The organism is Pseudomonas sp. C6002 (assembly GCF_013385805.1).
Lineage (GTDB): Bacteria > Pseudomonadota > Gammaproteobacteria > Pseudomonadales > Pseudomonadaceae > Aquipseudomonas.
In genome coordinates this window covers 91,139-117,766 of sequence record NZ_JACAPH010000017.1, presented here as the reverse complement: position 1 = coordinate 117,766, position 26,628 = coordinate 91,139, and the positions used below count along the sequence as shown (strand labels likewise).

Here is a 26,628-nt window from a genome sequence, read left to right as displayed (position 1 = left end):
GCATGCCTGGCCATGCCTCACACTCGAAAGGCCCCGATCAACTGCTTCAGCTCGATCACTTGCAAGGACAACTGCCGGCTGGCCTCTTCAGTCTGGTGCGCGCCCTGCGCTGCATGTTCACCGGCGCGATTGATCTCGACGATGTTCTGATCGATGTCATGGGCCACGGCAGTCTGCTGTTCGACGGCGGCGGCAATCTGCTGGTTCTGGTCGACGATCATGCCTACCGCGCCGAGGATGTTTTCGAGGGCCTGCTGGACTTTTTCCGACTGCCCCACCGTGCCATTGGCCATCTCGTGGCTGGTGCCCATGGCCTTCACCGCAGCGCCGACACCGCTGTGGAGCTTGGCAATCATCTGCTCGATTTCCTCGGTGGAGTGCTGGGTGCGCCGGGCCAAAGTGCGCACCTCATCGGCCACCACGGCGAAACCGCGTCCTTGCTCACCGGCGCGCGCGGCCTCGATGGCGGCATTCAACGCCAGCAGATTGGTCTGTTCAGCAATGCTCTTGATCACTCCCAGCACGCGACTGATGGATTGGCTGTCGATAGCCAATTGGTTGATGACCCGTACCGATTGATCGATCTCCGAAGCCAACGCCGCGATACTGCCTTGCTGGGACTGCACCAGGCCGCGTCCGCTGACGGTTTCATCGTTGACGCTGTGGGCGCTGCTGACCGCCGCCGCCGCGCTGCGCGCCACTTCCTGGGCAGTGGATGACATCTGGTTCATGGCGGTCGCCACTTGCTCGATCTGGCTGCGTTGGCCGGACACGGCTTGGTTGCTGCTGGCCGAGACTGACTCCACTTGTCCGGCCTGGTGTTCGACCTGGTTGACGGTGTGCCCTACCCGCTCGATCAGGTCATGGATTTTGGCCACGGTGGCGTTGAACACCTGGCCCAAATCCCCCAGTTCGTCGCGGCTGTGGGCGATGATGGTGACGGTCATGTCACCGGCCGCCACCTTGTCCATCGTCGCCCCCAGGCGGCGCAAGGTGGTGCGGGTGGAGGCGTAGAAACCGGCATACAAATAGAAGATCAGCAAAAACACCGACGCCAGTGCCGCCACCAATCCGATCATGTGCGTGCGGTTTTCCGACAGGCGTTGCTCCAGTTGCTGCTCGAGAAAGGTCAGGGTGGCTTCGTCGAGCTGATAGGTCTTGGCCATCAACGTGCTGACGTCGTCGTAGAAGTCTTGCCATGGGGCGTCGAGGGTTTCGGCCATGACGACCTGCTCTTCGAACAACTCACTGCCTTGCTTGAGGCTGGCCTTGCTCGCGTCCGCCAGGCTCGCCAACGCTGCGTGGGCGGGCTTGCTGGAGCCGAGGGCATCCTGCAGTTTCAGGCCGTATTCCGCCTGGAGCTTTTCCAGTTGCTGCAGCAGCTCGTCAAAACGAGTGCTGGACGACGAATTGAGAAAACCCTGGCCCAACGAATAAGCCCCCATGGCCCGGCCTTCCCCCAGGGTCTGGGTGACTTGCGGGGTGACGCTGGTGATCAGTTCACTGAGTTGGCGCAGGTCGTCCTGAGGGTCACGGCTCAAACCCGACTGGCTGGCGATGATCTGGCTGAGCATCTGCGCCTTGTTGAGGAGTTTGCCGATCAGCGCGCTTTTGCTGAGCAGTGAAGTTTCCTGTTGCTGGGCCTTGAAGGCGGCGATCATTTCATCGCGCTTGGCTTCGAAGGCGGCGGCCTGCTCAGGGTCGGCGGACAGGGCGTGGAAGCTTTGCAGGCGCTGCAGCAGGCTGTCTTCGAGGGCGGTGATTTTGTTTTCGATATCACCGGCCTTGCCTGATTGGCCGAGGGTTGCGTTGATCTGTACCTGGTTGTTCAGGGTTTCCAGGTCGCGGCGCAGGGCCAGGCTGCTGCCCAGCAGGTCGAGGCTTTGCAGCTCGATGCGAGTGCCCTGGAATTCTCGCCAGGAATCGCGCACCAGGTAGTAGTTGGTGGCCAGCATCGGCAACAGGAACAGCACGCTGATAAGGCTGAACTTCATGCCGAAGGTCAGGCGGTTCATGAACGCGACGGCGGGATAGAGCAAGCTCTTCACAGGTGAACTCCCTTTTCTTTTATTTTTATTGAGGGCGCAGGGCGGCGGCAGATAGCCACTATTTGGCGCTCTGTCTGTATAGCTCAATTCGAAAAGGAGGTTTGTAACTTAAGGTTAACGAGGTAGGAGCGAGCTTGCCCGCTCCTACAGGGAGGCAAATCAGGGCAGCACGGTCCAGATGGCAAAGCCGGCGTACCACAGCACGGCGGCACGCAGCAGCAACTCCCAGATACGATCAAGGCTGTTGATGCCCTCGGCGCCTACCACCGGTGGCGGGATCTCCGCGGCCACCAGGCCCACCTTCTCCACCAGTTGCGCAGCACTGATGTCCCAGCTCAGCAGCTCATGCAGCATCACCCGGCCGACCGCCACAAAGTTGCCGACCAGGGCGAAACTCGCCGCCAGCAAACGTACCGGCAACCAGTCGAAGGCATGGCGCAATTGCCCGGCACGCTCGGCCACCAGTGGGTTCTTGCTGTTCTCGGTCGCCAGCGCCAGCAGACGGTAGGCCAGGGCGGCCACCGGTCCGAGGAGGAAGTACCAGAAAATCACCGCGAAGAAGCTTTGGTAGGCCTGCCACAACAGATGGCCCTGGACCCGCTCCAGCAACTGCTCACCACTGTCGGCACTGATGCTCAAGTCACGTTCGGCCACATGTTCGGCCGCTTGCAGGTCACCCCGGCGCCAGGCATCACGGAACGGGCCCAATCCGGCCAGGAGATCGCCACGGCCCAGGCTGTAGATCACCACCAGCAGGTGCACCGGCAGCGCCAACAGGCCATAGGCCACTGGCTCCAGCACCAGCAACAACAACGCAAGCAAGGCCACCGGCAGCAGCACCAGCAATGTGAGGATCAGCCACGGCTGCTTGCCCAGGCTGGCGCTCGACTCCAGCTTGGCCAGTTCCCGCAACCAACCGCCATCACGTTGTATTCGGTGACGCAGGGCCGAGAACTTCTCGATCCATACCGCCAGCACCAACACCAGAAAACTCATTGTGCGTGTCCTCCATCCTGCAAGGCGCTGCGAAAGCGCGCCCAATCAAATTCGGGTCCGGGGTCGGTCTTGCGTCCCGGGGCGATATCGCTATGGCCACAAATGCGCTGGCGGGTAATGCCCGTGTACGCCGCCAGTAACTGGCGCGTCAGGGCGATCAGGGATTGATACTGGGCATCGGTGAAGGGCAGGTCATCAGTGCCCTCCAACTCGATCCCCAGGGAAAAGTCGTTACACGTCTCACGCCCCTCGAAGCTCGATACCCCGGCATGCCAGGCCCGGTCCCGGCACGAGACAAACTGCGTCACCGCGCCATCACGCTCAATCAGAAAATGCGCAGAAACCCGTAGGTCGGCAATACCTTCAAAGTAGGGGTGTTCCGTGACATCCAGGCGATTCTGGAAAAACTCGTGCACCTTGCCGGTGGCGAATTGCGCCGGTGGCAGGCTGATGTTGTGCACCACCAACAGGGAAATCTCGCCACCGGGGCGCTCGTTGAAGTTGGGCGAGGGGCAATGGCGAATGCCCTGGCACCAACCGCTGGCGGGGTCCAACTGCATACTGGTTCCTTGAACGAGGCTGGGGTGACTCAGTATGCCGCGTTCCGCTGTCTGGTTGCGATCACTTGGCGCGATGAAGTTGGCGCAGGTTGCCAATCACCGAAGCCAGGGCGCGGTCGAACAACAGCGCATCATCCAGGGTTCGCACCGCGCCGCGCTTGAACTCCAGGGCCAGTTCAAGCGGATTTTTTTCCAATACCTTGAGGCCGGTTCGATTGACGAAAATACAGGTATTGCCCGGCGCAATAATCGCCGTCAGCTTGCAACGCAGGGTGTTTTCGGCGTCTTCCTGAAATTCCACCCAGCAACCGATCCGCAGTTGGCGAACCTTGAGCAGGTCGGGATCATCTTCCGGCAGGCTCGCCTCGATGGCCGGTGCCGCGGGACTGAGGACGAATGCCTCGCGCACCTCGACTTGCGACAGCGACGGTTGTTCCTCGGCACTGCCCCGGAACGATTGGACATGCAGGGTTTGCAAGCGGGTGAAAAATTCCCGGGTAATGAAGGGATCGAATGCCGCGCCGCTCAACCCATCGCGCAAGGCTTTCAGCAAGCCTGGCAACTGCTCCAGCAGGTGCCGGCCGGCTTCGGTGTCTTCGCTGAGGCCGACACTCCAGATCAACTCGTCCATGGTGCGCAACCCGGCCAGCCATTGTGGCGAGTGCTCGCCATGCTTCAGGCACGCCAGCAACAGCACCTGGCTCCAGGCCTGTTGCAGGAACTGCACCACGACCTCGGGCAGTACTTTGCCCAGCAACCGCAGATTGAGGGCTTCGGCTACACGCTGACGAGCGATTTCGGTACGGGCGCGCCCTTCTTCCGCATCGCGGGTACGTTGCTCCAGCAATTCGCTGCGGCGTCGCTCGTCATGGGTAAACGCGGTGAACTCGGTCAGTAACTGGGAAAAGATTGCCGGATCATCCACAAAATCGTTCAGCAACCGCTGCACCACCTGCTCGATGTGCAGGTACAGGCTGTCGCGCTGATAATCGTCGCGCTGGCTCCAGCCCATGGCCGCCGAAGCGATTTCATTGAGCAAGCGTCGCGCCGGGTGATTGGTGCGGCTGAAAAAACTCTTGTCCAGCACCGCCACTTTCAGCATCGGGATCTGCAGGCGGGCGATCAGCGCCTTGAGGGACTCGGGCACCGTACCGTCATTGAGGATGAACTCGAACAGCATGGCGATCAGGTTGATCACATCCTCGTCCGCATCCTCCACCACCCGCGACTTGCCGCTCTTGACGCTGACCCGGGTCAGCAGTTGTTCAAGCTGGTTGCGCAGGTCGAAATCATCCTCGACCTCAGGCTCAGGCACATATTGCTGCAAATGGGAGAGCAGGCGCAGCAAGTCACGGGTGGAGATGGGCTGGGTCTCGGCGCTGGCTTCCAGCGTGGGTGCCACGCTGCCGCGCACTGCCGACAGCAATTCCTGCAACGCCGCGAAAACTTCCTGGCCGCTGTCGTCTGCCGGGTGTCCGGCAATCGGCGGGGTGTCTTCAGGCAACTCGGCCGTGGCGACGGCGCGCCGCGATGGCACGGCCTTGAGTTCGGGCAATACGCCAGTGGCGATCAGCAACTGATTGGCTTCGCCGTACAACAGATCAGCGTCACTGAGCACGTATTTCTCAAACAGCTTGAGAATGATCAGCTTGACCCGGATTTCCACGCCAAGGCTGCGTCCTGCTTGCAGAAAAAACGCGCACAGCATTGCCGGGCCCAGGGGGTTGTCCCGATCATCCAGGCGTTTGTCGAGCAAGGCATTCAGCCGGGCTGTCAATTGCCCAAGGGCGAGCCCGTCACGGCGCAGCACCTTGCCCAGCATGGCCTCGAGCGCGACGGCTTTTTCCAGCTCATCGCCCGAGACCCCGGGCGCCGCGGTGTAGGACACCACCGGAATCAGTTGCAGCTCACCGCGCTCCACGTTGCCAAGATTGGCAAACGCTTCGTAGAGTTGCTCCATGAAGCCACGCTCGAAATTCTTGCGCTTGAGGCGCAGGTCGCGCATGGCCTCAAAGAAAATACCGTGGTCGACGTTACTGCGGGTCTTGTCGGCCATTTCGAACAGGGTGTCGTCGGCGTTATCAAACAGCTCCTGCAGTCCCTGCCTGAGTTGCTGCGCCGCCTTGTCACGGACCTGGAGCAACACCACCGGCAGGCGGGCGAGCGGCGATGGCGTCGCCCGTGCCTTATTGATCGGCACCACCTTCCCGTCATTGTGCATCCTGGCCTCCTGAAACGGCGGTATTCGATTGTGTGAAGGATCGGTGCAGCAACGGCGCGAAGCACGCCGGGGCACTGCGAAAATCGGGCTATCACCGTGACGTCAAAGCTATGACGCCAATTGCAAGGCGCGAGATTATCTTGCAAATGAGGGTTGTTGCGCCAGCGAACTCTGTGATTGCCGTGTAAATGAACATCGCGCACCGCACCCGTGGTGCCAGTTGCCTTGGGTTCAGGCCCGCCCTGCCCCTATAATCCAGGCACTTTGTTTGTGGAGCCTGTTATGCCCAATCTTCGTCTAGCCGACCTGACCGCCGAAATCGAAGCCAACGTGCGTCGCGCACTGCTGGAAGACATCGGCAGCGGGGATATCACCGCACAACTGATCCCCGCCGAACGCCTGGCCAAGGCCACGATCATCACGCGCGACGCCGCCGTCATCAGCGGCACGGCCTGGGTGGAAGCGGTGTTTCGCCAATTGGACCCACGCGTCGCGGTGCATTGGCAGGTGCGCGACGGCGAACGTGTCAGCCCCAACCAGGCGCTGTTTCACCTCGAAGGCCCGGCCCGCTCGCTGCTCAGTGGCGAGCGTTGCGCGCTGAATTTCCTGCAACTGTTGTCAGGCGTTGCCACCCGCGCCCAATACCTGGCGGACTTTGTCGCGTCCACCCAGGTCAAGCTGCTGGATACCCGCAAGACCCTGCCCGGCCTGCGCCTGGCGCAAAAATATGCAGTGACCTGCGGTGGTTGCCATAACCACCGCATCGGCCTGTATGACGCGTTCCTGATCAAGGAAAACCATATCGCAGCCTGCGGCGGCATTGCCCAGGCCATCAGCGCCGCCCACAAGATCGCCCCGGGCAAGCCGGTGGAAATCGAAGTGGAAAGCCTGGAGGAACTGCGTGAGGCACTGGCGGCGGGCGCCGACATCATCATGCTGGATGAGCTGAGCCTGGATGACATGCGCGAAGCGGTGCGCCTGAACAACGGCAAAGCCAAGCTGGAGGCCAGTGGCGGGATCAACGAAAGCACCCTGCTGCCCATCGCTGAAACCGGCGTGGACTACATCTCCATCGGGGCGATGACCAAGGATGTGAAGGCGGTGGATTTGTCGATGCGGCTTAGTCTCTGAAACGCCCTTGAATGTAAGCGCCTGCTTTTGTGGCGAGGGAGCTTGCTCCCGCTGGAGTGCGCAGCGCTCCCAAGGTTTTTGGGGTCGCTTGGCAACCCAGCGGGAGCAAGCTCCCTCGCCACATCAAACTTGTGTCAGATCGCGAGATTGTTCATCCCGCAATACTCGTTCCAGTCGACACCCAACACCTCGGCCGCTTCCTTGTGCAAAGCCAGGCGCGCCGCCTCGAACGCTTCGGGGGTGGAGGTGTACTTCAGCGTCAGTTCCCATGGCTGCAGGCCCTGGGCCTCGGCCTCATCCTCAAACGCCCATTGGATCTGGTCCCTTTGATCATCGGCGCTCAGGTCCTTGATCTCATCCAGCAGTTCCGGCGACTCCGCGACGTACTTTTTGAGGGCTGCTTCGTGCCGCGCTTCCTGGGTCATTTCTTGTGTGGTCATGTCGTTCTCTTAGATCGAGGAATGGGGATGCATCTGGGTCATCAAGGTCGCGCAGATACAAAAGAACAGGCATGAATACCGGTTCGTCTGGCCTTCAGAACCATTCTGGGATCATCTGAAAACTGTGTTGCCTTTGTGCCCGAGACAGGAATCGAACCTGCGACCTTCTACACGTAAGTCAGACTATCAAATAACGTCCGTGCTAGTGGCGGAAAATATGCCAAGCAAGCATGAGCAGATCGGTCCGTCGCTTAAAATGTGTCAGGCTCATGCATCGAGCAACTGGCCTCTGAACCTTGTCAGCGCCACTTCGATGGAATACTCAGGTGAGGTCGAAATACCTGGGAGTACGACGCGCCATACTCGTTACCACGTCACGGGGAAAACTCTGAGCATCCCAAATCGTTCACGGCGAGCGAATAACGATTAAGGAAGTAGAGATTCGTCGATGACGTTCCTCACGCGTTTTGGCTCGTTAACTCGAAACGCAACGAACTATTTATGAAATCGGACTGTCTGGGTGGGATTTCACTTGGTCGTTCAGCCTGGCCTTACCCAATAATTTGAGGGCCAACGAAGGTCACTATCATGAGCATATGGTACTGACGCTAAGGGGCGATGTGCGTTACCCGGAGAGTTTCAAGTACCCGGAAATCGAGTGCCAGGTATACACAGATCCTCAATTGATGCAGGACGCAGTCCCGCCGAAAGGGATAGGGTCTATGGCTGCGAGCGGGAAAAAGTTGATTGCGTACATAGCCGTCCCGTGCGAGCGCTTTGCTGCCTTGGTAAGAGCGGCCGAGCACTTGCAGGCTTTAGAGTTGAACGCAACACCGTTGCGTTACAGGCGTGCGCTGGTGATGTCGATTCATTCGGGGACAGTACCCGAGCCCGACTAGTCATCTGATGGATTCAACTGTGCGAGTTTCTCAGCAGCTTTAGGCTGCATTCGCTTGCGCCAATCAATACCAAGAGCCCATAGACGTCGCGGATTTTCGAATGCGCGGGAGACTTGACGCATCAATCGTAACCTATCAAATCCTTAGGCGTAGCTTCTAGTACGCCCCCCTTTACGTCAAAAATGAAAAAATTACGTGAAAAAATGACGTAGGAAAAGGTAAAATGCCGAAACTATGACATAGCCGGTTCACAAAACGCGTGGGAAACGATGAAGCCATTTGATGCAAAATACTGCTATTCCTTTCCAGCGGTGCGAGGGATACAGGCTGGTCGCCCTTTCTATATAGCCACTTGTCCTATGCGCATCATTCCGAAAATTTTCAGCTTTGATGAGACAGAGGTTCCACCAGAGCTTAGGGCCCAACGCACGCTGAACAAGACCCGCATACCTGAAATGGTTCGATATCTTCTCGACAATCCTGATGACTATGTTTTTTCAGCCCTAACCGCATCCATAGCTGTAGAAATCGCGTTTGAGGAATACCCCGATTCGCAAAACTTGGGAACTCTCCGTGTGCCGATGGATGCTCAAATATTAATTAACGACGGACAACATCGTCGTAAAGCAATTGAACAAGCTCTTCAGGAGCGCCCTGAATTAGGGCAAGACAACATTCCCGTACTTTTCTTTGTCGACGAAGGATTGCAACGTAGCCAACAAATGTTTGCAGATTTGAACAAGCATGCAATAAAACCTAGTCCCTCATTGGCGACACTCTACGATCACCGAGATCCGTCGTCTGAGCTAGCTCGCTTTCTTGCGAAAACGACTGAGCCGTTTGTTGGCCTCACAGAAATGGAACGGTCTAGCGTTTCAGCGCTCTCTAGTAAACTATTCACTTTGAGTAGCATAAAACAGGCGACACGCTCACTTTTGGGAAAAGGGCCGAAAGATGGGTACAGCGAAGATGAAGCAGCACTCGCTACAAAATTCTGGAAAACGTTATGTTCCCATATGCCAGACTGGCAGATGGCGATGCGTAAAGATATTTCACCAGCACATCTTCGACAAGAATACGTACATGCCCATGCAGTAGGCTTGCACGCACTAGGGTTGCTGGGCCGTAGTTTAATTGATAGCAACCCTAGAACTTGGGAAAATGATCTAGCAGAAATACGCAATGTTGACTGGCGTAAAACTAACCCGGAGTGGTTACGCCGAACGATGATGCACGGAAAGTTGAGCAAGTCTACTTCAGCTATTCGTCTCACCTGCAACGCACTAAAAAATGCATTGTCTCTTCCTCTTTCGACGGAAGAGATAACGCTTGAAGAACAGGCATTAAAAAATGAATAAGTTGGCTCTAGCTTACGACCTGGCGGATTACGAGGATTTTATAAATCAAGAAGAATTTGCCGGAAAACCGCTTGCAGAATCTATCAGCGAAATCCAACGAATGTATTGCATGGACTCTAGGCCATGGATCATCGGCTACAGTGGGGGTAAGGACTCCTCTGCGGTAGTGACGCTTGTATATCTCGCTTTGCTCGGGCTGCCAGTTGAATTACGCACTAAACAGGTTTTCGTAATTACATCAGATACACTTGTTGAGACACCAGTTGTCGTAGATTTGATAAAAAGCAGTATGCTACTTATTGAGCAATCAGCGAAAAGAGATCTTTTGCCAATAACTCAGCATACTGTGAGTCCAGAGTCTGATGATACATTTTGGGTGAACCTTCTTGGCAAAGGCTATCCTGCACCAAGCCGTAGCTTTCGGTGGTGCACGGAGCGTATGAAAATTGATCCGGTAAGTGACTTCATCCGACAAAAAATTAGTCAATTTGATGAAGTGATAGTCCTCCTTGGTGCCCGAAGCGACGAGAGTGCGTCCAGGGCACAGGTAATCGCTAAACATAAAATTGACGGTTCTAGGCTAGCGCGTCATACGACTTTGGCAAATGCCTTTATCTATACACCAATTGACTGCTGGAATACGGAAGAGGTTTGGAAGCTTCTTCGAGGAGCCTTTCGCTATTCGGACAATGATATTGACGAATGGGAAACACCATGGGGCGGGAATAACCGTCCGCTATGGACTCTATACATGCACTCCTCAGGCCAAGGCGAATGCCCGCTGGTTATCGATGAGAGTACTCCTTCATGCGGTAATTCTCGCTTTGGTTGCTGGACATGTACAGTAGTCACCAAAGATCGCGCTATGGAAAATCTCATTCAAAATGGTGAGGACTGGATGTTGCCATTATTGAAGTTTAGAGACGTTTTAGCGAAAACTACTGAGCCAGATCAGAAAGATACTTATCGTAATTACAAGCGTCGAAATGGTAAGGTTTCTTATCAATACGCGAAAGAGGGCGAGGACTTAGGCGCCGAACGCAAGCATATTCCTGGCCCCTACTGGTTAAAATATCGAAAACAGTGGATTAAAGAGCTTTTAGTCCTTGAGAAAGCCTTGAACGATGATGGCCATGTAATCAGCCTCATTACTGAACCAGAGCTGCATGCAATTCGCCAGCAATGGCTTAGAGATCCCAACGAGCCAGATTGGACGGATGAGCTGCCAGAAATTTATCGCAGTGTATATGGACGAGATCTAAATTGGATCGTTGACGACCAATCTCGTTTTGACACCTATGACGCGCAGTTGCTTCGCGAGGTATCCGAGAAATTTGATACTAGTAGTGAAATGGTTATGAAGCTTATTGAGCTTGAAGTGTCTATGGAAGGATTAAGTCGGCGTCATGGGATTTTCGACAAAATCGACAGTATTCTAAAAAAAGATTGGGGCTCTCTTGAGCAAATTGAAGAGAACCAAGTGTTACTCCAGAAGAGACATCAAAAGGACATTCACGCACTGGATATAAGTGAAATAGAAAACGAATTAAAAAATATTCAAGATCAACTCGCCAAAGCAGACTTACACGCCAGCTCAGACTCTAGGGTAATGTAAAATGATTATACAGAAATTGACCCTAGAAAATTTTAGAGTATTTCAAGGCGTACATGAAATTGATCTAGAGCCTAGAAGCAGCGAAACTAACGCGAAACCTATTGTGTTATTTGGCGGGCTTAACGGTGCAGGTAAAACCTCAATACTAACAGCCGTCCGCCTCGCCCTGTATGGAAGAATGGCTTTTGAAGGTATGCACCAAAATCAAGACTACGTAGATAAGCTAAGCTCTTTTGTACATAATGGTAATAGTTCAATAGAGCAACCTAGGCACGCCTCAATTTCATTGGTTTTTACCTATAATAAAGATGGTGAACAATCAATTTTCAAAGTCACCCGTGCTTGGAGTAGAGGCGAGAGGGATAAACTTACTCTTTCTCAAGATAACCAAATACTCACCGAATTGAATTACGAACAATGCCAAGGCTTCTTAAATGAGTTGATACCTAACGGCATTGCCGATCTGTTTTTCTTCGATGGAGAAAAAATCGCATCTCTAGCTGAGGACGAATCCGGTCGCGTTTTACAAGCAGCCGTACGTCGCCTGCTAGGTCTGGACTTGATCACAAAATTAAGAAACGATCTTTCGATATATTTGAAACGACAAACTACAGAAATTTCTGCTATTGAGCATCAGGATAAAATTCGAGAGTTAGAGGACGAAAGCACTAGGCTAAGTCAGAGTGCCGAAAATTTCAGATATGCTGCTGATTTAGCAAAAATCTCGTTGGAGATTATTTCGAAGGAAATTAGAAAACAAGAAAACCTTTTAGCCACACAAGGTGGCGCCTTTGCTTCTAGCAAAGCTCAAGAACAGGTGCGTGTGGACGAGCTGCTAAAAGAAAAGATTCAGCTTGAAAAGACAATACGCCATGAGTTAGAGGGAACCTTACCATTTGCTCTAGCCCCAACTGCGCTAAGTTGTCTACTCAAACACTTAGACATGGAATCAGATGTAAAGAAGCGGAACATTTTCTCTACAGAGCTACGAAATTTCATCAACGGACTGAACCAAAACAAAGATTTAAACGCGCTTTTAGTAAAGCCAACCTTAATGGAAGCTGTAGAAAACGAGTTTGCACGTTATTTGCGCACCCAGCCAGAGGGGACGTTAATACTTGATATTTCTGAACGTGAGCTGGGTGTTCTCCATCGAACCATTGACTCTGAAAGTTCTGCTTCATGGCAACGTTTCATTGATGCTCGCACAGCACTCGAACAGACAGAGAATGCTCTGGAGCAAGCTTCTAGCAATATTCAACGCGCACCTGACGATGAGCAACTTATTGGCGCTATTCAACATATCCGCGAACTTGATAAAAAATATCAAAAAGCGTTAAACGAATACAAAGAGCTACTGGTTAAGTCGCGTAAAGCCTTATTGGATAAATTAGACTGTGCAAAGAAGCTACAGAAACTGCACGACAAAGGAAGGTCACAGCATAACTCTACTACTGCTGTAGACAACGCTGAGCGGACTTTAACTCTATTAGATAGCTACGCAGTAGAACTAACAATCGCGCGGGTAAAGAAGCTTGAAAAGATGTTTGTAGCAGCGTACCAACGTTTGGCTCGTAAGGACGACCTTAAAATTAGCGCACGAATCAACCCGTCGACCTTTGATGTCGAGCTGATAGATGATGAGGGCGCTGCCGTAAATCGCGGTTCTCTGTCCGCCGGTGAAAAACAAATTTACGCAGTGGCCATTTTAGATGCATTAGCTAAAACATCAGGCCGGCAACTTCCAGTCATTATCGATACACCACTTGGGCGACTGGACTCTCGTCACAGAGATAAACTTATCGAAAATTATTTTCCATCAGCAAGCCATCAAGTTGTAATACTGTCTACTGACACAGAAGTAACGAAAAACTATTATTTAAATAAGCTTTCAAAATTTACTTCGCATAGTTACCAAATTAATTTTGATGGTATTACCAAGTCCGCCAAATTAAGCCCTGGTTATTTTTGGTCTAGTTCTCCCTCGGAGGTTATTTGATGTTGCCTAACAGAATGCAGCTAAATATCGAGACTGAAGAACAGCTAAAACGACTTAAAGGATATACCAGCATTACGCCCAATGTGGCGGCAAGACTGGCATTTTTCCGATCTATAGAAACGGATTTTCTGTATGAGCCAGACGATGTAAAACTCGATGGCTCACTTGTATTAGATAAGGTCACTTGGCTGGGTGAAACAGCCTTGGTTACCGAGCTGTTGCTGCAACTGCGATATCCCGATTATGATCAGAGACTTCTAGTCAAAGCGTGGGCCGCACATGTCAACGACGGAATATCGGCTCTCCGAACTCATAGAAACCTGCGGAGCTTAGCTGGCGCACTTTAGCGATCGGAGTCCCAATTGTTAAGGTTTTGACGGTTTTGCATGCCACCAAAACCTTAACTGATTAGCCGAGCGGCAATTTAATTATTCACTCGCAGAAATCAGCTTCAACTGCCAGAAAGCCATATCCTTCATCTTTACGACCTTTTTGTTGCCGTCAATGTACAAGCTGTAATGCTTATCTAACTTGCGAGTAACTTCCATCAGCCTTTCTTGCTCTTGCCTGTCGTCTTTGTTGAATATTGCCCTTATATCGCTTGTCTTTATTTCTGCAACCCTGTGGATTACCCAAGTAAGAATATAGGAGGCGTAATTATTGTCACCCGTTTTGAAGTGCGTTAGTTCTTGGGTCGAAAGTATTAATCCTACTCCATACTCTCGGCCTTCTTTTAAAATTTTGCGCAAGCTCTGAAAGTCTTCCTTCATAAAATTATCAGCTTCATCTACTAAAATCATCTTCGTAATTTGACGATGATCCCCGCAAACGCTAGGCTTTCCAAATTTTTGCATCTGTGAGTAAAACAGATCAAGGGTTAACGCTACTACAAGATTTTGAATCTGTGGGGTATAACCTGCAAGTTCGATTACTACGACACCATCCAGCAAATCATATAGCGACCCTGCACGATCCGATACAGATTCAAATATTTCATATGAGACCAAACTGTCGAGTGCCGCATAAAGCGAATCATGTTCAACCTTATCCGAGGATACGAACAGCTCCCACACGTCAGCTATGGTGGGAGCAGACTTAGCCCAGGAGCTGGAGTCTAACGCACTGATTCCCTTCTTTTCGTATGCATCCAGAATGAGTTTCTTTAATTTAAGTTGCTGTTTCTGACCAAGACCAAACGCTTTCGCCATGGTCTCGGAAAAACCAGTTGCAGTATGTACGGGCAGCTTGGGCATATCTCCATATAAGCTTAAAGGATTATAAGGAAGCCTATCCAACTTAAATGCTTTGGCGTTATTCGCTTTAACAAATGCCTGATCAACATAATCAGATTTATAATCAAAGATTAGCAAGCCAATACTAGCAGAATTGACATTGGATGTTTGGTTAGCAACAAGTTGTGTGATAATTGATTTGGTAAACTGAGTCTTACCAGTTCCCATTGTCCCAATTATGCCGGTATTAGTATTCATGAATTTTGCGGTATTAGTAGGCTCCCAGTATATAGGCTCCTGACGAAGTACATCGTGACCAAACAAAATCCGCAAATCAACTTGCTCATTAGTTTGAGCTATACTGTATAGCGGTGAGCCGGTGGCCGAGGTTACAGTCTTCGGGGGTATCGGTGAGTCTTGAGCGATTCCCTCATCTGAAGGAAGCACATAATTTTTATGACTGAATCTCTTTAGCAAGTATTCTGACGGAATTCCTAATTTATCAATTAGGTTTTTTATCGCTACTGGAGTATCAGCGGAAATCAGGGCGGAAAGAAGCGAATACGGTAACTCAACTTCCAAAATGTTAGCAGAAGTTAGCGTATATTTAGGCTCAACGCAGCTATCGCTGTCGATGTGTGCTAATACTATTCCATCGATGTAATTAGGGAGATTGTCAATCTTGTACTCCCCCTTCAGCCACCACTCCCGCCGACTCAGAAGCGGATCCATATTTTTATCAGTGATAACATTGTAGAGCTTGAATTTTTCAACCTGAATTAAAATTTGTCGAACGAAGAGCGCCCGGTACAGACTACTCGCTAAAGTACCGGGGCCAAGTACTTCGTCTTGCAAATATCTTTTAAGTTCTTTTGCCTGTTGTTCTGCGTACGAAAAATTAGGCCTAGCTCCCGTCTTTACCTCTAGTGGCAATAGAAATAGGGAGTCATTTTTGAAACCCACAAAAAGCACGTCGTCTGAAATTGCGCCGCTTTTGTAGCCTTTAAGATGTCTAGTAAAATCACTATCAGTCATTTTGAGGCCAACATTGCCAGATACTCTGATCATCTCAGCTACGGATAAGGGCACCCAGCAGATATCAGACTGACTCAACATCGCATTAACAAACTTATAAGCGCCGATGATACCCTGCTTTTCTTTCCGGTCTTTGGCATTGGAGGTCATCATTTTCAACAGCCATTCACCATTGAATGCGTTGAATTCAGATAAGAGACGATCACTCCCAACGTTATCACTAACTTTGAGCAAGCGTTGAAATAAGTCGATTTGTTTCGTTACTGTTATTGCGTCATATCCGGCACTGCTTGTATATTGATCAGAATAATGAATTAACACTACATCTTTTTGACTGGTAAAAAAATCGAGAGTTACTTTAGGATCGATTATAGTGGTCCACAAAGCACTGTCGTAGGAGCGCGTTAGAAGTTTTTTAAAATTTGCGCTAACAGCTAATCCTATCCCGGTACCGAGATATTGTGCATTTGGCTGTCGCGAGGGCTGCCATAATGAGCCAATAAGGTTAGAAATTCTTAACGATTGTACTTCGGTGCAATCTACATTTCTTAAACCAAACGCGGTGAAGTATGCATCGTTCATGGTTTCAGCGGCTTCTCCGCTGATCAACCCCTGGCATAAAACCCCACTTAGTGCAGTTTCAATGTTTACTGGATGGCATTCTACAGGAACACTATTACTGAAAAACGCAAGATGAGCATAATGTAAATTTTCTCCTTCATCTTTAGGGAAGGTAAACTTACTGTAGGTCAAACGACTACGGAGCTGATCAATAAGTGTATCCGCATCTGCTCTTAAAGCACTGGTACTCAAACCAAGCCAATGCTTAGCTTCTTCGTAACTACTAATTTCTGAGAACAGATCAAAATTATTTTCTATAAGACTATCGTCGTAGAAATTTACATGAATTGATCCTATTGACCCTTTTTCAGATCTAAAGTGATCAACTAGCCCTAGGAATATCTCTTCGGCCCTTGCTTGGTTGATTGCATTGATAATTAGGGAGCTATTTACACCAGACGTAAAAAGGCGAGAATACGCATTAGAAAATTCAGCTAATTTATCTTTAACTAGACGCCTTACATAGCTATGACTAACTTTCCTTTGCGGTATCAGATCCAGCCAAAACCTATTTTCTTTTACTGGAATTAAATTTGCGAATTCCGAATCTGAGTGATATGTATATGGAAGTAAACCAGAAGCGACTAGTCTATCCAATGTGACATCTGGAAGACTGTAAAATGAATTTGATCCTAGATCTGCTCTCTCTGACCGTATTGCTCCAACCAGTTGATGGTGATATGCCAAAACTAACGGGTGTATAGGCGAGAGACGTTCTTTACCATCAACATTATGTATGCCGATTTGCAGCAGATTTCGCTGATTTCTGGATAGCACTTGATTGAGGGGAATCGACCTCAGTTCATTCTCAAAGGCGTCTAGAACTTCTTTAACCAAAAAACAGTAGTCTTCACCCCATGCAACAAGACTTGGTAACGTTTTTCTCTGCCTATAATAGCTGTACAAATTCTCGTAAGTTTTAAGCAATGAGGGGTAATGTGAAGCAAGGTCCGCTATGCTTAGATTAAAACCATTACTAGCATGCAATAAATTTTGATCTATCAGATCAGCTTCGTAATCTAATAACTGTTGGCGCGTCCCTACGATGCTGTGTTCAATATTATCGAGAACTACCTTATTTTTCAGGCGATTATATTCTGCATTCTCATCATCAAGAAGAGACTTCGTAATTCTCTCTAAATCAAATAGTAATGGAATATTGACTCCGTCTTCAGCGCCTGGTCCCTCGACATTCACGTCCAATCGATGAGTACCGCTACACAAACTGAACCGGATCATTTCACTCTGGTTAGCCAATTGATCGAAATCGATCAGATGAAACTGCTGACAGTCAACATCCGCCGCATCTTCGTTGAGGGTGTACACGCTGTCGCCGCTTGGTGCTAACCTTAGAGAATTCTCTTCCAGCTGAAGAGTAATTTGGTTTTTTTGAGGTTCTATACGAAAAGCATTTTTAATTTCATCCAGATAGAAACGCCCAGCTTCTAGTATGAGACAACGAAATCTGTATTCTTCAGACCTATTATCCCGTTTAAGCTCTATTGAAAAGAAACATGGTGCGTGGGAGAAGGGAATATGGGCTTTTACCCTGGAGTATTTTCCTCCTGCCCTACTGACTTCAATTTCAACATCTTTCTGTAATTGTTTATTATGAGCAATCCGGATTTGATTTTTTTCGAGGTCGTTGCCAGCAAATACTAATTCTAGCAGTACTTCATTTTTCCCAGCCACAGGTTGTATCAATAAGCTGATTTCTTTTTGACCAGCTTTAGTACTGCTCTTGTTACGTTGTTCAAGCGTAGCGTCAAAAACTGAAGCCCTTTCGAATATCAGCTTCTGTAATTTATTTGCTTTTATTTCTTCCAAGTAATCATTGTATGGTAGCTGTTGCCAGTCTTTTTTATCTTCAAAGTGTTCTTTAATAAATTTCGGACTAAATTGCTTAAGCACTCCGTCGAGTTGGTCTCCAAAGTGCATTAGATTAAAATCTATTTGTTTGCGTAACTCACGATTTTCATCAAGACGATTTTTAACTTGATATGGTTGAATCGACATATTTTCGATGACAGGGTCGTTTAACAAACCTAGTTCTGAAAAATCAAGTACACCGCCGTTCAGTGTCTCAAATAACGGCGAGAACCCGAAGACCGTTGCACCTTCTTCAAGAATCACAGCAAGTTGGTTATCAAGTAAGCATCGTAGTAGCGCCGCTTTATTACTTGAAATATCAATCAATTTGCCCAATTCTTTCTCTAGGGTCTTGGGGTGCCATATCGCTCCGGGACCAGCAAGATCCATAGCGCTATTGATTAATGTATCCAGCATACTATTATGGATAAACAGCATTGAGCTGCGCGCAAAGGGCTCACTCCGACCAGCAATACAATCTCTAAGGTGGGAAATATAATTTTCGGTGTAGGCATCGGCGCCGCTGCCATGTAACACCGGGATCAATTGAGTTCCAGCACAGTCAATGTACGCGAGCTTTTGCCCTTCAAACTCGATTCGATCTAAACTGGTTTTATTTAGCAGTTCGTGGTAAAGAGCCAAAGAGTTATCGGAGTCTGGAGACTTGAACTGATACCTGCAACCAGGTTGGATATCAGCGCTAACCCATTCAAGAAAGCATTTTACCATATATGCTTCATACTGTTTTTCGGACATATACGGCGTCTCCACTATCACTCATTCGCTCAATGTTGCCCATGCGTTCGTAAAACGATACGAGAACTTGCTGGGATTGATTATCCAAATAAAATCCGCGCCTTTCAAACTCACGAATCAACTCATGCAGCCTAAGCTTTTCATTTGCCCCTATTGAAAGGTTTGTCAATAGAAGCAGCATATCTGGGTTGATAACTAATACCTTTCCAGCTCGGCCCCGAGCCTGGACAAAATGACTGCATAACTGAGTCTCTAAAGCAGCGATATATTTTTTGTTTACAGTGCCTCTATCGGTATTCTCAACGTGAAACTGCTCTATAGCTACATCTTGTAATTGTGCGAAGGCAGTTTTTACGCACTTACATTTGTCTCGCGGCTGTAGTTTTCTTTCGAAAATGAAAGATTGCAAGTAAACATTCAATGTGTTCAGTAGTTCGGACTGATCGGGATATTCGATTGCTTCTGAGTATACTTGCCACAGAGGGCGCTTTTCTTGGCCTTGCTGAAGTACTTCTAAAGCTGAGAGTATGGGGAACAACCATCCGCAAGTTGAAGAGAACACCCGATACCCGTTGTTTCTAATCTTCACACGTTCAGAACTAGCTTTTTCAGAATCAAGAATAAAATACAACGGTTTACTTTGTGGCGTGCCATCCCGCCAGCTTCTGACGTTTAAAGCTAGTTGCGCACAGTAGGTGAAGGAGTACAACTTAAGAGTATTCGAAAGTTCATCAAGCAAGTATTTCGGATGCGCAGCAAGAAAACTCATATCATCTTGGAACGCTTCTGAGATGTACGGTAAATAAGCGCGTTCACGCGGAAACTTATCTGCGAAATCGCATGTCAGATTTTTATCCAACACTTCTAACATTGCTGATTCTAAAAAGTTTAATGTGCCAGATAAATTCTCTGTACATCTATATTTTCCAAGCAGGTTTGAGAACAATGTCGCCATACGCCAATTTGCTGCACCAAATTCGCTTTTTAGATTGCCTGAATATGGCGCCTTAAATAGCAAAAACAGAGGAGATACTTTAAAAATATCTTCGTCTGTAAAATACATTCGCTCTAGAACCTGCCAGAAATCTGGCTCATCCATCAATGAACTGATCTTACTCTTGCAACCTTCCTGAAACTGTTGGAAGCTGTAATCACTTACTTGTTTACCTAATATATTACCAAGAACCAAACCTGTTACTACTTCCCAATCAAAATCATTGCCTTTATTCCTCAAGGGCAGATAGCTGTCTAGTTTATTTACTTTCGGGGCCACGAGATCCTTCGGGATAGGGTACATTATAATTCACCCCTTATTTCAAATCTTCCATCTTCATGACTAGCAAAATAAGTTTTATTCCCTTCATAAAACTTAAGAACTGACGTTGACTTTGCAATCGTCGTTATATGACCAACCACCTCATCCAGGAACACAACTGCACTCTTGTCATATTTATTAGGACGGTACCCGGAGTTAAGCTTACATATGAGTTCATAAAAATTTAAATTTATTTGAATTGGAGGTAATATCTGATTGGAAATTTTTAACCTAGCATTGAAGTACGTATTTTTTTCTTTTATGGATTTATCTATTGATTCGAAATCCACTTTTACTTTGATAGACGCAGACAATTTTACGGAGCCAAATGCGCCTAGAAATATTTCATCTTTTGCCATCCTAAGCTCTGGCGCACGCCTATTTGCATAACGTTGTATTCCCGTCATAAGCTCATTATTGTAAAATCGCTTCAGCGCAGTCTGTGACTCAGAGCTTCCATCATAGTCGTTATGTAGCTTCCAGACTTTTGAGTAGCGGGTAAGCAAGTTTTCGTCAAACTCGCCTTTATACTTTTGATGGTAACCATTTCCTAGGCTCTCGTTACGCATCAAGCTAAACAGTCTGATTAATGATGCAGCTGCTCCACGCGACTCATTTCCACGAGTCAAAGAAATATTAAACTCTTTCAATTCAAGTAGAAATACATCTAGCTCCTCGTCGGGCAAACCGAGTTCGTAGCGTAGTACAAACTGATCAAGTGATTGAGTGTGTATTCTGACCGGATCAAAATCTTCAAGTCTCCCAACCAAGTCGTTACCATTGCTTTCAAACAGATTATCAAATATATAACCAGGGCCTAAAAGCAGATGGTGCAAAAAATCCAATAATGCACGAGTAGTAATAAATTGATCTTTAATTAGCCGCGCTTTAAATAAATACGTAATTATTACGTCTTGCACACCACCTAATGCGAGTAGCTTGAAATTAGCAAGCAGCATCTGATCAGTTGCTCTTTTTTCGTCTTCAGTAGCCAAGCAATAAAATGGATTCTCACTGTCCGAACGAGTCAAATTTCTCATTAGCTCCTTCGCGAAGCTAGAGCTAGCGTAACCGTCTTCGGTAAAATTAAATTTCGGGTATTTTTCAAAGTCGAGAAAATATAGGTTGTCTACCTTCCTCTCCTCACTAGCTAAAAAAACATCCATTTTTTCTCGCAGGCACGCATGACGCGATGCACCTTCCTTCGCGAAATTAGCTAACATCCCAATATTAATACCTACGACAAGCGGCTGGGAACTACTTACGTTCGTATCGAAAACTTGATCTAAAGCGTCAATCGCTGATTGGTGTGGAGCAAAGCTATGAGTGGCATCCATATGAAAGGAGCACTTATCTTTGTACTCATTGTAGTATCGCGTTAATATTTCCGACTTACCGTCACCGCTGCTACCACAAAGAAATATAATTTCATTACTTTTGAGTGAACAAAGTAATTGGGCAAAGTCAGTTTCAATTTGTTGTTTTACGTAAAGCTTTTCTTTTAACCCATCAAAACAGTCGTTCTGCCTTTTACTCACGGTACTAACTGAAAACGGGGAAGATTTAGCGAGAACGCCCAGCGCTTTTCTTAATGTCATTGTCGTCATCAGCGGCTCTTGCTCCTTGATCGATATTTTCTCGAAAGCCGAAAGCGCATAAAATGTGCATGTGCTAGCAGATCCGAGCATTTCCGCGTGCATGTCCTCCAATCATAGCAATTTGCCAACTACTAGTGGTCTCGGTTTTCTAGCGGTATCGGTTTTCCGATTTCGTGTCGGAGCGAGCTTGTCGATAACAACAACATGTTTCTCCGCTTTCTTGGGCTTAGCACTGGTGCTCGGGCGACATTACCCTGAACGCCTAGGCGCTCGGAGACAGGCCTACAGCTTGTTGACGACCTCTCTAGCTACGCTAGCTTAGGACGGTTTGCTGCTACTTGCTTAGCTCTCTTTTCAGCGCCTGATCGATCGGCTTGGCTGCTTTCTGTTCCATTTTTTCGCGTATCCCCCTCAATCATCCATAGCACAGGTATCAGCCCGATCTTTAGTGGGGGCTCGATCGCAAGGCCAAAATTCCAGCAGGGCGGCCTGGTTAGCTCCATATGCATTCAACATACAGCTACCACTCCGTTGTGACCAATGAGGGAAATGTGAGAAGCTTTATTCCCTATTTCCTAGTTAGCTCAGTCATGACAATTCTCAAACATCTACTAGTCTATGTGGCTATTTCATTTTCTTGCTGTTCGTATGCTGGCGGCGAAAATACCTCTCCCCATACAGATGCGACGATAGAAGATGCCGCTCTAAAAAAAGCTGAGATTGCAATCCAGACACCCAAAATCGACGAAAAAAATACATTTATAGCCCCTTTAGCTTCGGATGATATGAAGCAGGTAGATGCAAAGCTTGAAAAGTTGACTTCTAAACTTGACGAAAACTCGATCAAGCCCTATATCCCCCTATACGCGGCTCTCGCTATCTCACTAATTGGAGCATTGGTTACCATATTCACGCAATCAAGGCTATTTTCGCATAATGCCGAATCACAGAACAAAAAATCTGGATATGACGCCAAGTCCAAACTTCTGGAGTATCGATACAAACAGATAAATGATTTCTACGGCCCATTATTAGTTTTAATCAAACAAAGTTACAATCTTAGCCGACAATTACATGAATTATTGATAGCCGATAACGCACAAATTTATTACTACTTCAACGACCCGCAAAACAACAACAAGGCGTCTCTCTACACTCGACAGTCAGATCCGAAGGGCGCTCCATTCAGACTTATCAGTAGCCTGCCATATTTACGTAAAAATCATGCTAGCTGCCTTCCGTACGTAAAACTTATACTAGACACCGGGTCTAGAATTGCAACATTAATAGAGGATAAATCCGGCTTTGCGGATCCGTCAAATGAACCTCTTATGCTTTGTTTCGCAGAGTATTTGTCTCATCGTTTAGCCCTGAACGATGCGTACGAGCAAGCATTGCTTCCTGAGGAAAACCATGCGCGATTACACAATGCTGTTTATCCGCGTAAGCTGGAAGAGTTGGTTCGCGGTGACTATGAAAAAATTGTTGGAGAGATTTCGGAATGGCCAAAAATAATTGATGCTCTTATTGATGGTAAAACGCTATGAGAGATAAAAATTCCGGGGCAGACCAGGAAACAATAGACTTTTACAATTACAATTCAGATAAATATGATCAAGCCACGTACAACTTAAAACTTGAGATTCCTTGGATGGAGTTCACGTCTCGAATAAAACCGAACGGGCGAATTCTAGATATAGGATGTGGGTCGGGTCGTGATATGGGTCATTTCATTAATCTTGGATACTATGTAGAGGGAGTAGAACCATCTAGAGAAATGGCAAAATTAGCTAGATATCGCACGGGGGCAATTGTTCACGAAATCGCTGCTGAACAAATAGACTTCAACAACCAATTTGATGGAGCCTGGGCCTGTGCATCACTTCTACATGTCAGCAAATCAAGCTTTGCGAAAACCTATAACTTGATAATGAGATCACTTAAACAGTCAGGTGTATTTTATTTCTCTCTAAAGCTTGGAGTTGGGACTATTCGAAAAGAGGATGGCAGGTTATTTACTAATTACAACCATGATGAAATCGAAGAGTTAGTTATCACCCGATCTGACACAAAGTCACTTTTCACGTGGGAAAGTACTGACGCCCTCCAGAGTAGAAACACAAAATGGCTAAATTTTATAGTCGTCAAAAATTAATGCAGGGTTTACCGCCTTATTTTCCCGCACTCCGTCGATACCCTGTCTGAGAGCGCGAGCCTTCATGGCGCATCGGCCTAGTACCTGATCGCCACAGCTCTCGCCAACGTCTCACAGGTCGTCGTGGATCTTGCCATAGCAACAAACACAGCCCCTTTCCAGCCTGGAATGCTTGATCAAGCTGAGCATTAATTGATCATCCTTGGCAGAAGCCCGCTTTGATTCGGTTAGCCATGCGTAGTAGCCGCGGGGATGAAACCTGAAAGATGAATGCCTAGCGACCTTTCAACTCCTCCAGCTCCTCCCTGACCTTCCCCAGCAAAATGTCAGCGTCGGTCTCGCTACCATAGGCCAGCGTGAAAAGCGTCAGGGGATGAACGTCCAGCAATTCAGCCAGCTCTTCAACACGAGCCCATGACGGCACTTTTGCCCCACTCTCAAGCCTGCTGATGTTGGATTGCGCGACCCCAAGCGCATCCTGAGGCAAGTGACGAGCGTCACGTACGGCCATCAATGCACGACCAAAGGTATGTTTCTGCTTCATTTTTTCCCTTGGCAAATACCAGCCATAGGGCCACAATGCTGCGAAACGAGCCATGCCCTATAGGGCATATTTTCTGGAATATTATATGTTTGAGACCTTTCCGGAATCGCGCATTCCCTCTCCTCCCTTTTTTGATGGGAACACCATCGAATGGGATTTCGTGACACTGTCCCTGGATTTGCCTTGGTTCTATGTGTCCTGGGGATTTCGGTCTTCAACCAAACCCTGCGAAGCAAAAGTCGACGTAAGGTTTATCTCATCGATTTCGCTGCTGAGACTGCATCTTGAGGAGAGCGACCCTGAGTACTTCGTACAGGACATCCAGTTGGTGTCCCCTGGATGGCTTAACCAATCAGAACGCACGCAGATGGAGCCGCTTGTAAGACTCATCTCTTATAAGAAGCAATACCCTGGCGTAATCAAAACTATGTTTGCCTATGAAGTTGCGGGCGGTATCCGCTATCCAATCGGGCTAGATTGGGAAAGCCTGCAATCAGCAACGACCATCTTCGACCACCACCAGTTGCAAAATTTCTGAGTTGAGTATCACGCATGAACGCACAGCTGGATAAAATTTTATGCGCAAGATACCCAACACTATTGCTAGCCAATACCAGGCATAACGATGATCAATTTTTCTTCGAGTGCGGTAGCGGATGGTTCGAAGTCATCAATGCTACGCTCGCCGTGATAAATAAGAGGTCAACCACAAACAACCTTGGTGTGACTGTAGATCAAGTTAAAGAAAAATTTGGCGCCCTTCGTATTTATTGTGCTCAGGCAGACGACTATATAACAACGGCAGCTGAAATCGCGGAGCAAATTTCCGAGTTAATTTGCGAGATCTGCGGAAATGAGGGATCAATTATCACCGTCAAGGGTTGGAATCTAACCCGCTGTGAAGTTCACCGACTGACAACTGCGTCCGATCCAGCTGCCGCTACTATGGTGTCTAGTGAATACTCTGCTAATTTAGCAGAAGCGATTGAGTCCATATTGAGCTTGTTCAGCTCCAATCCACGATGGGCTTTGGAGTGGCTAAAAAAATCCGCTTTCATCTTTGGTCACAATAAGCCATACGAAATGTTGCAAACCTGTGAAGGGTGCAAAGTGCTCATTAGCTTCATCGGTAAGTTGGAACATGGGGTTCTCCCCTAGTCTCGCTATCCGCCTTAACGAGGTGAATTGTGCAAAAACGTTTAGTGATGGCTAACACTCCGAATTTGATGGAGTACCTTCGTGATGAACTGCGGTATGAGTTCAGTCACGGCAAAGTCCCATTCCATAAGTTGCGAAATCTAATCTCATCACCTCGCCTTCTGGATGTATACGTCAAGAACGCTCCTATAGATTTCTTAACAAAGGCAGGGAGCACGTATCTTGATGAGCACACTATGTTGGCAGACAGGCATCAAAAAACCTATGCAGTTTCCATGAGAAAATGGAGTGAAATTGAAAGCGCTATTGAAATGGTCTCTGATTTCGAACCATTAGATAAATCAATCACGAACATACAGGTTTGGCCATTCGAACCGGCATTGTTAGACGTAGTGCAGTTCCGCATTGCTGTCGCGTTAAGTTTTACCCGCGCTGAGCTTATGTATGAATATCGCACCAGCGGAGCATTGGATTCATTGTTGGAGTCATACGGTATCTTCGTAGAGGAGCCGCTATATTAGACTCAGTCCTCGCGAATCCATTCGTGGTGCCTTAGATAAGGTGTCGACAGGTCAGAGATGCACGCAAATGATCGTGATGTGGAACCACGTGCCCACCATCGGATTTTTCGGTCGGATCAACGCGCTCCCGTGTACGGCCTATGCTGATAGCAATATCCAACACCTGCTGACGCATAGTTGAGATGTCGCCCCCCTATGAAGGGGATAATGCCCGGTAAGGGAGCAATCGCTATGCGTTCGCAGGCTTCTTCATGACCAAGGCCCTGCCTTATTCGCTTTAGCCTTACACGTAGTCTTGGAGGAATAGATGTCTAAAGAAAATCCGCAGGGTAAATCTGGAGAGGCATTGCCTATGCAGTCATCCGAAGCAGTGGATCAAGCTCTCCCATCCGTTCTGCCAGCACGTTCGAAGCCAACACTCGAAGCTCTTCTACGGGACACCCCTGTGGACAATCGAGACGATCAGTGGGAGCAAATGCGATCGGTGGGTCTGGAATTCCGATATGTCGATGAACCAGACCGTTCATACACACTACCTGAGCACTATTTGAAATCCC

19 protein-coding genes are annotated in these 26,628 nt (G+C 48.4%); 10 read left to right on the top strand and 9 right to left on the bottom strand.

Annotated elements, in window-relative coordinates; all coding sequences use genetic code 11:
- Positions 1-17: 17 nt before the first annotated feature.
- From HX817_RS31595 to HX817_RS10875, 4 genes are all read right to left on the bottom strand, one after another.
- Positions 18-722: a methyl-accepting chemotaxis protein gene (locus HX817_RS31595; RefSeq protein WP_371317773.1), complete on the bottom strand. Its 705-nt coding sequence runs from the start codon at positions 720-722 to the stop codon at positions 18-20.
- A gap of 1,485 nt (positions 723-2,207) precedes the next feature.
- Positions 2,208-3,044, bottom strand: coding sequence for a regulatory signaling modulator protein AmpE (ampE, locus tag HX817_RS10885; RefSeq protein ID WP_003215936.1), 837 nt, complete (start codon positions 3,042-3,044; stop codon positions 2,208-2,210).
- Positions 3,041-3,604 (bottom strand): 1,6-anhydro-N-acetylmuramyl-L-alanine amidase AmpD, encoded by a 564-nt coding sequence (gene ampD / locus HX817_RS10880; protein WP_003215934.1) that lies wholly within the window; start codon positions 3,602-3,604, stop codon positions 3,041-3,043. The genes ampE and ampD overlap by 4 nt, the downstream gene beginning before the upstream one ends.
- 61 nt (positions 3,605-3,665) lie before the next feature.
- A complete protein-coding gene (locus tag HX817_RS10875; RefSeq protein WP_087694621.1) occupies positions 3,666-5,825 on the bottom strand; it encodes a DUF1631 domain-containing protein in 2,160 nt (719 codons plus the stop codon).
- 282 nt (positions 5,826-6,107) lie between these two features.
- On the opposite strand from HX817_RS10875, the gene nadC reads away from it, so the two are divergent.
- Positions 6,108-6,956 (top strand): carboxylating nicotinate-nucleotide diphosphorylase, encoded by an 849-nt coding sequence (gene nadC / locus HX817_RS10870; protein WP_008437288.1) that lies wholly within the window; start codon positions 6,108-6,110, stop codon positions 6,954-6,956.
- 134 nt (positions 6,957-7,090) lie between these two features.
- Here the strand turns inward: nadC and HX817_RS10865 are convergent, their stop codons facing one another.
- Positions 7,091-7,396 (bottom strand): DUF6388 family protein, encoded by a 306-nt coding sequence (locus tag HX817_RS10865; protein ID WP_008437299.1) that lies wholly within the window; start codon positions 7,394-7,396, stop codon positions 7,091-7,093.
- A 1,168-nt stretch (positions 7,397-8,564) separates the two neighbouring features.
- Here HX817_RS10865 and dndB point away from each other — a divergent pair.
- From dndB to dndE, 4 genes are read left to right on the top strand one after another with little or no spacing between them, the layout of a single operon-like run.
- Positions 8,565-9,653 carry a DNA sulfur modification protein DndB gene (gene dndB / locus HX817_RS10860; RefSeq protein ID WP_177040236.1) on the top strand — a complete coding sequence of 363 codons (1,089 nt, stop codon included), beginning with the start codon at positions 8,565-8,567 and terminating at the stop codon, positions 9,651-9,653.
- Positions 9,646-11,268, top strand: a complete 1,623-nt coding sequence (dndC, locus tag HX817_RS10855; protein ID WP_177040235.1) for a DNA phosphorothioation system sulfurtransferase DndC — start codon at positions 9,646-9,648, stop codon at positions 11,266-11,268. The genes dndB and dndC overlap by 8 nt, the downstream gene beginning before the upstream one ends.
- 1 nt (position 11,269) lies before the next feature.
- Positions 11,270-13,267, top strand: coding sequence for a DNA sulfur modification protein DndD (gene dndD / locus HX817_RS10850; protein WP_177040234.1), 1,998 nt, complete (start codon positions 11,270-11,272; stop codon positions 13,265-13,267).
- The gene (gene dndE, locus HX817_RS10845) at positions 13,267-13,614 is read left to right on the top strand and encodes a DNA sulfur modification protein DndE (RefSeq protein WP_177040233.1); all 348 of its coding nucleotides are present in this window, start codon (positions 13,267-13,269) and stop codon (positions 13,612-13,614) included. Before dndD ends, dndE begins: the two co-directional genes overlap by 1 nt.
- Before the next feature lie 81 nt (positions 13,615-13,695).
- Here the strand turns inward: dndE and dptH are convergent, their stop codons facing one another.
- From dptH to dptF, 3 genes are read right to left on the bottom strand one after another with little or no spacing between them, the layout of a single operon-like run.
- Positions 13,696-18,780 carry a DNA phosphorothioation-dependent restriction protein DptH gene (gene dptH / locus HX817_RS10840; RefSeq protein ID WP_177040232.1) on the bottom strand — a complete coding sequence of 1,695 codons (5,085 nt, stop codon included), beginning with the start codon at positions 18,778-18,780 and terminating at the stop codon, positions 13,696-13,698.
- Positions 18,761-20,077: a DNA phosphorothioation-dependent restriction protein DptG gene (gene dptG / locus HX817_RS10835; protein WP_177040231.1), complete on the bottom strand. Its 1,317-nt coding sequence runs from the start codon at positions 20,075-20,077 to the stop codon at positions 18,761-18,763. The genes dptH and dptG overlap by 20 nt, the downstream gene beginning before the upstream one ends.
- Positions 20,077-21,702: a DNA phosphorothioation-dependent restriction protein DptF gene (dptF, locus tag HX817_RS10830; protein ID WP_177040230.1), complete on the bottom strand. Its 1,626-nt coding sequence runs from the start codon at positions 21,700-21,702 to the stop codon at positions 20,077-20,079. The genes dptG and dptF overlap by 1 nt, the downstream gene beginning before the upstream one ends.
- Before the next feature lie 581 nt (positions 21,703-22,283).
- Between dptF and HX817_RS10825 the strand changes: the two genes are divergently transcribed.
- Positions 22,284-23,240: a hypothetical protein gene (locus tag HX817_RS10825; protein ID WP_177040229.1), complete on the top strand. Its 957-nt coding sequence runs from the start codon at positions 22,284-22,286 to the stop codon at positions 23,238-23,240.
- Positions 23,237-23,848: a class I SAM-dependent methyltransferase gene (locus HX817_RS10820; RefSeq protein WP_177040228.1), complete on the top strand. Its 612-nt coding sequence runs from the start codon at positions 23,237-23,239 to the stop codon at positions 23,846-23,848. Before HX817_RS10825 ends, HX817_RS10820 begins: the two co-directional genes overlap by 4 nt.
- Positions 23,849-24,122: 274 nt before the next feature.
- Here HX817_RS10820 and HX817_RS10815 read toward each other — a convergent pair whose 3' ends face one another.
- Positions 24,123-24,446, bottom strand: a complete 324-nt coding sequence (locus HX817_RS10815; protein WP_177040227.1) for a helix-turn-helix domain-containing protein — start codon at positions 24,444-24,446, stop codon at positions 24,123-24,125.
- Between the two features lie 31 nt (positions 24,447-24,477).
- Between HX817_RS10815 and HX817_RS10810 the strand changes: the two genes are divergently transcribed.
- The 3 genes from HX817_RS10810 to HX817_RS10800 are packed head-to-tail and all read left to right on the top strand — an operon-like array spanning position 24,478 to position 26,071.
- The gene (locus HX817_RS10810; protein WP_177040226.1) at positions 24,478-24,930 is read left to right on the top strand and encodes a hypothetical protein; all 453 of its coding nucleotides are present in this window, start codon (positions 24,478-24,480) and stop codon (positions 24,928-24,930) included.
- A gap of 14 nt (positions 24,931-24,944) precedes the next feature.
- The gene (locus tag HX817_RS10805) at positions 24,945-25,550 is read left to right on the top strand and encodes a hypothetical protein (protein ID WP_177040225.1); all 606 of its coding nucleotides are present in this window, start codon (positions 24,945-24,947) and stop codon (positions 25,548-25,550) included.
- Between the two features lie 29 nt (positions 25,551-25,579).
- Complete coding sequence (locus HX817_RS10800; protein ID WP_177040224.1) at positions 25,580-26,071, top strand: hypothetical protein; 492 nt, start codon at positions 25,580-25,582, stop codon at positions 26,069-26,071.
- Positions 26,072-26,628 lie beyond the last annotated feature (557 nt).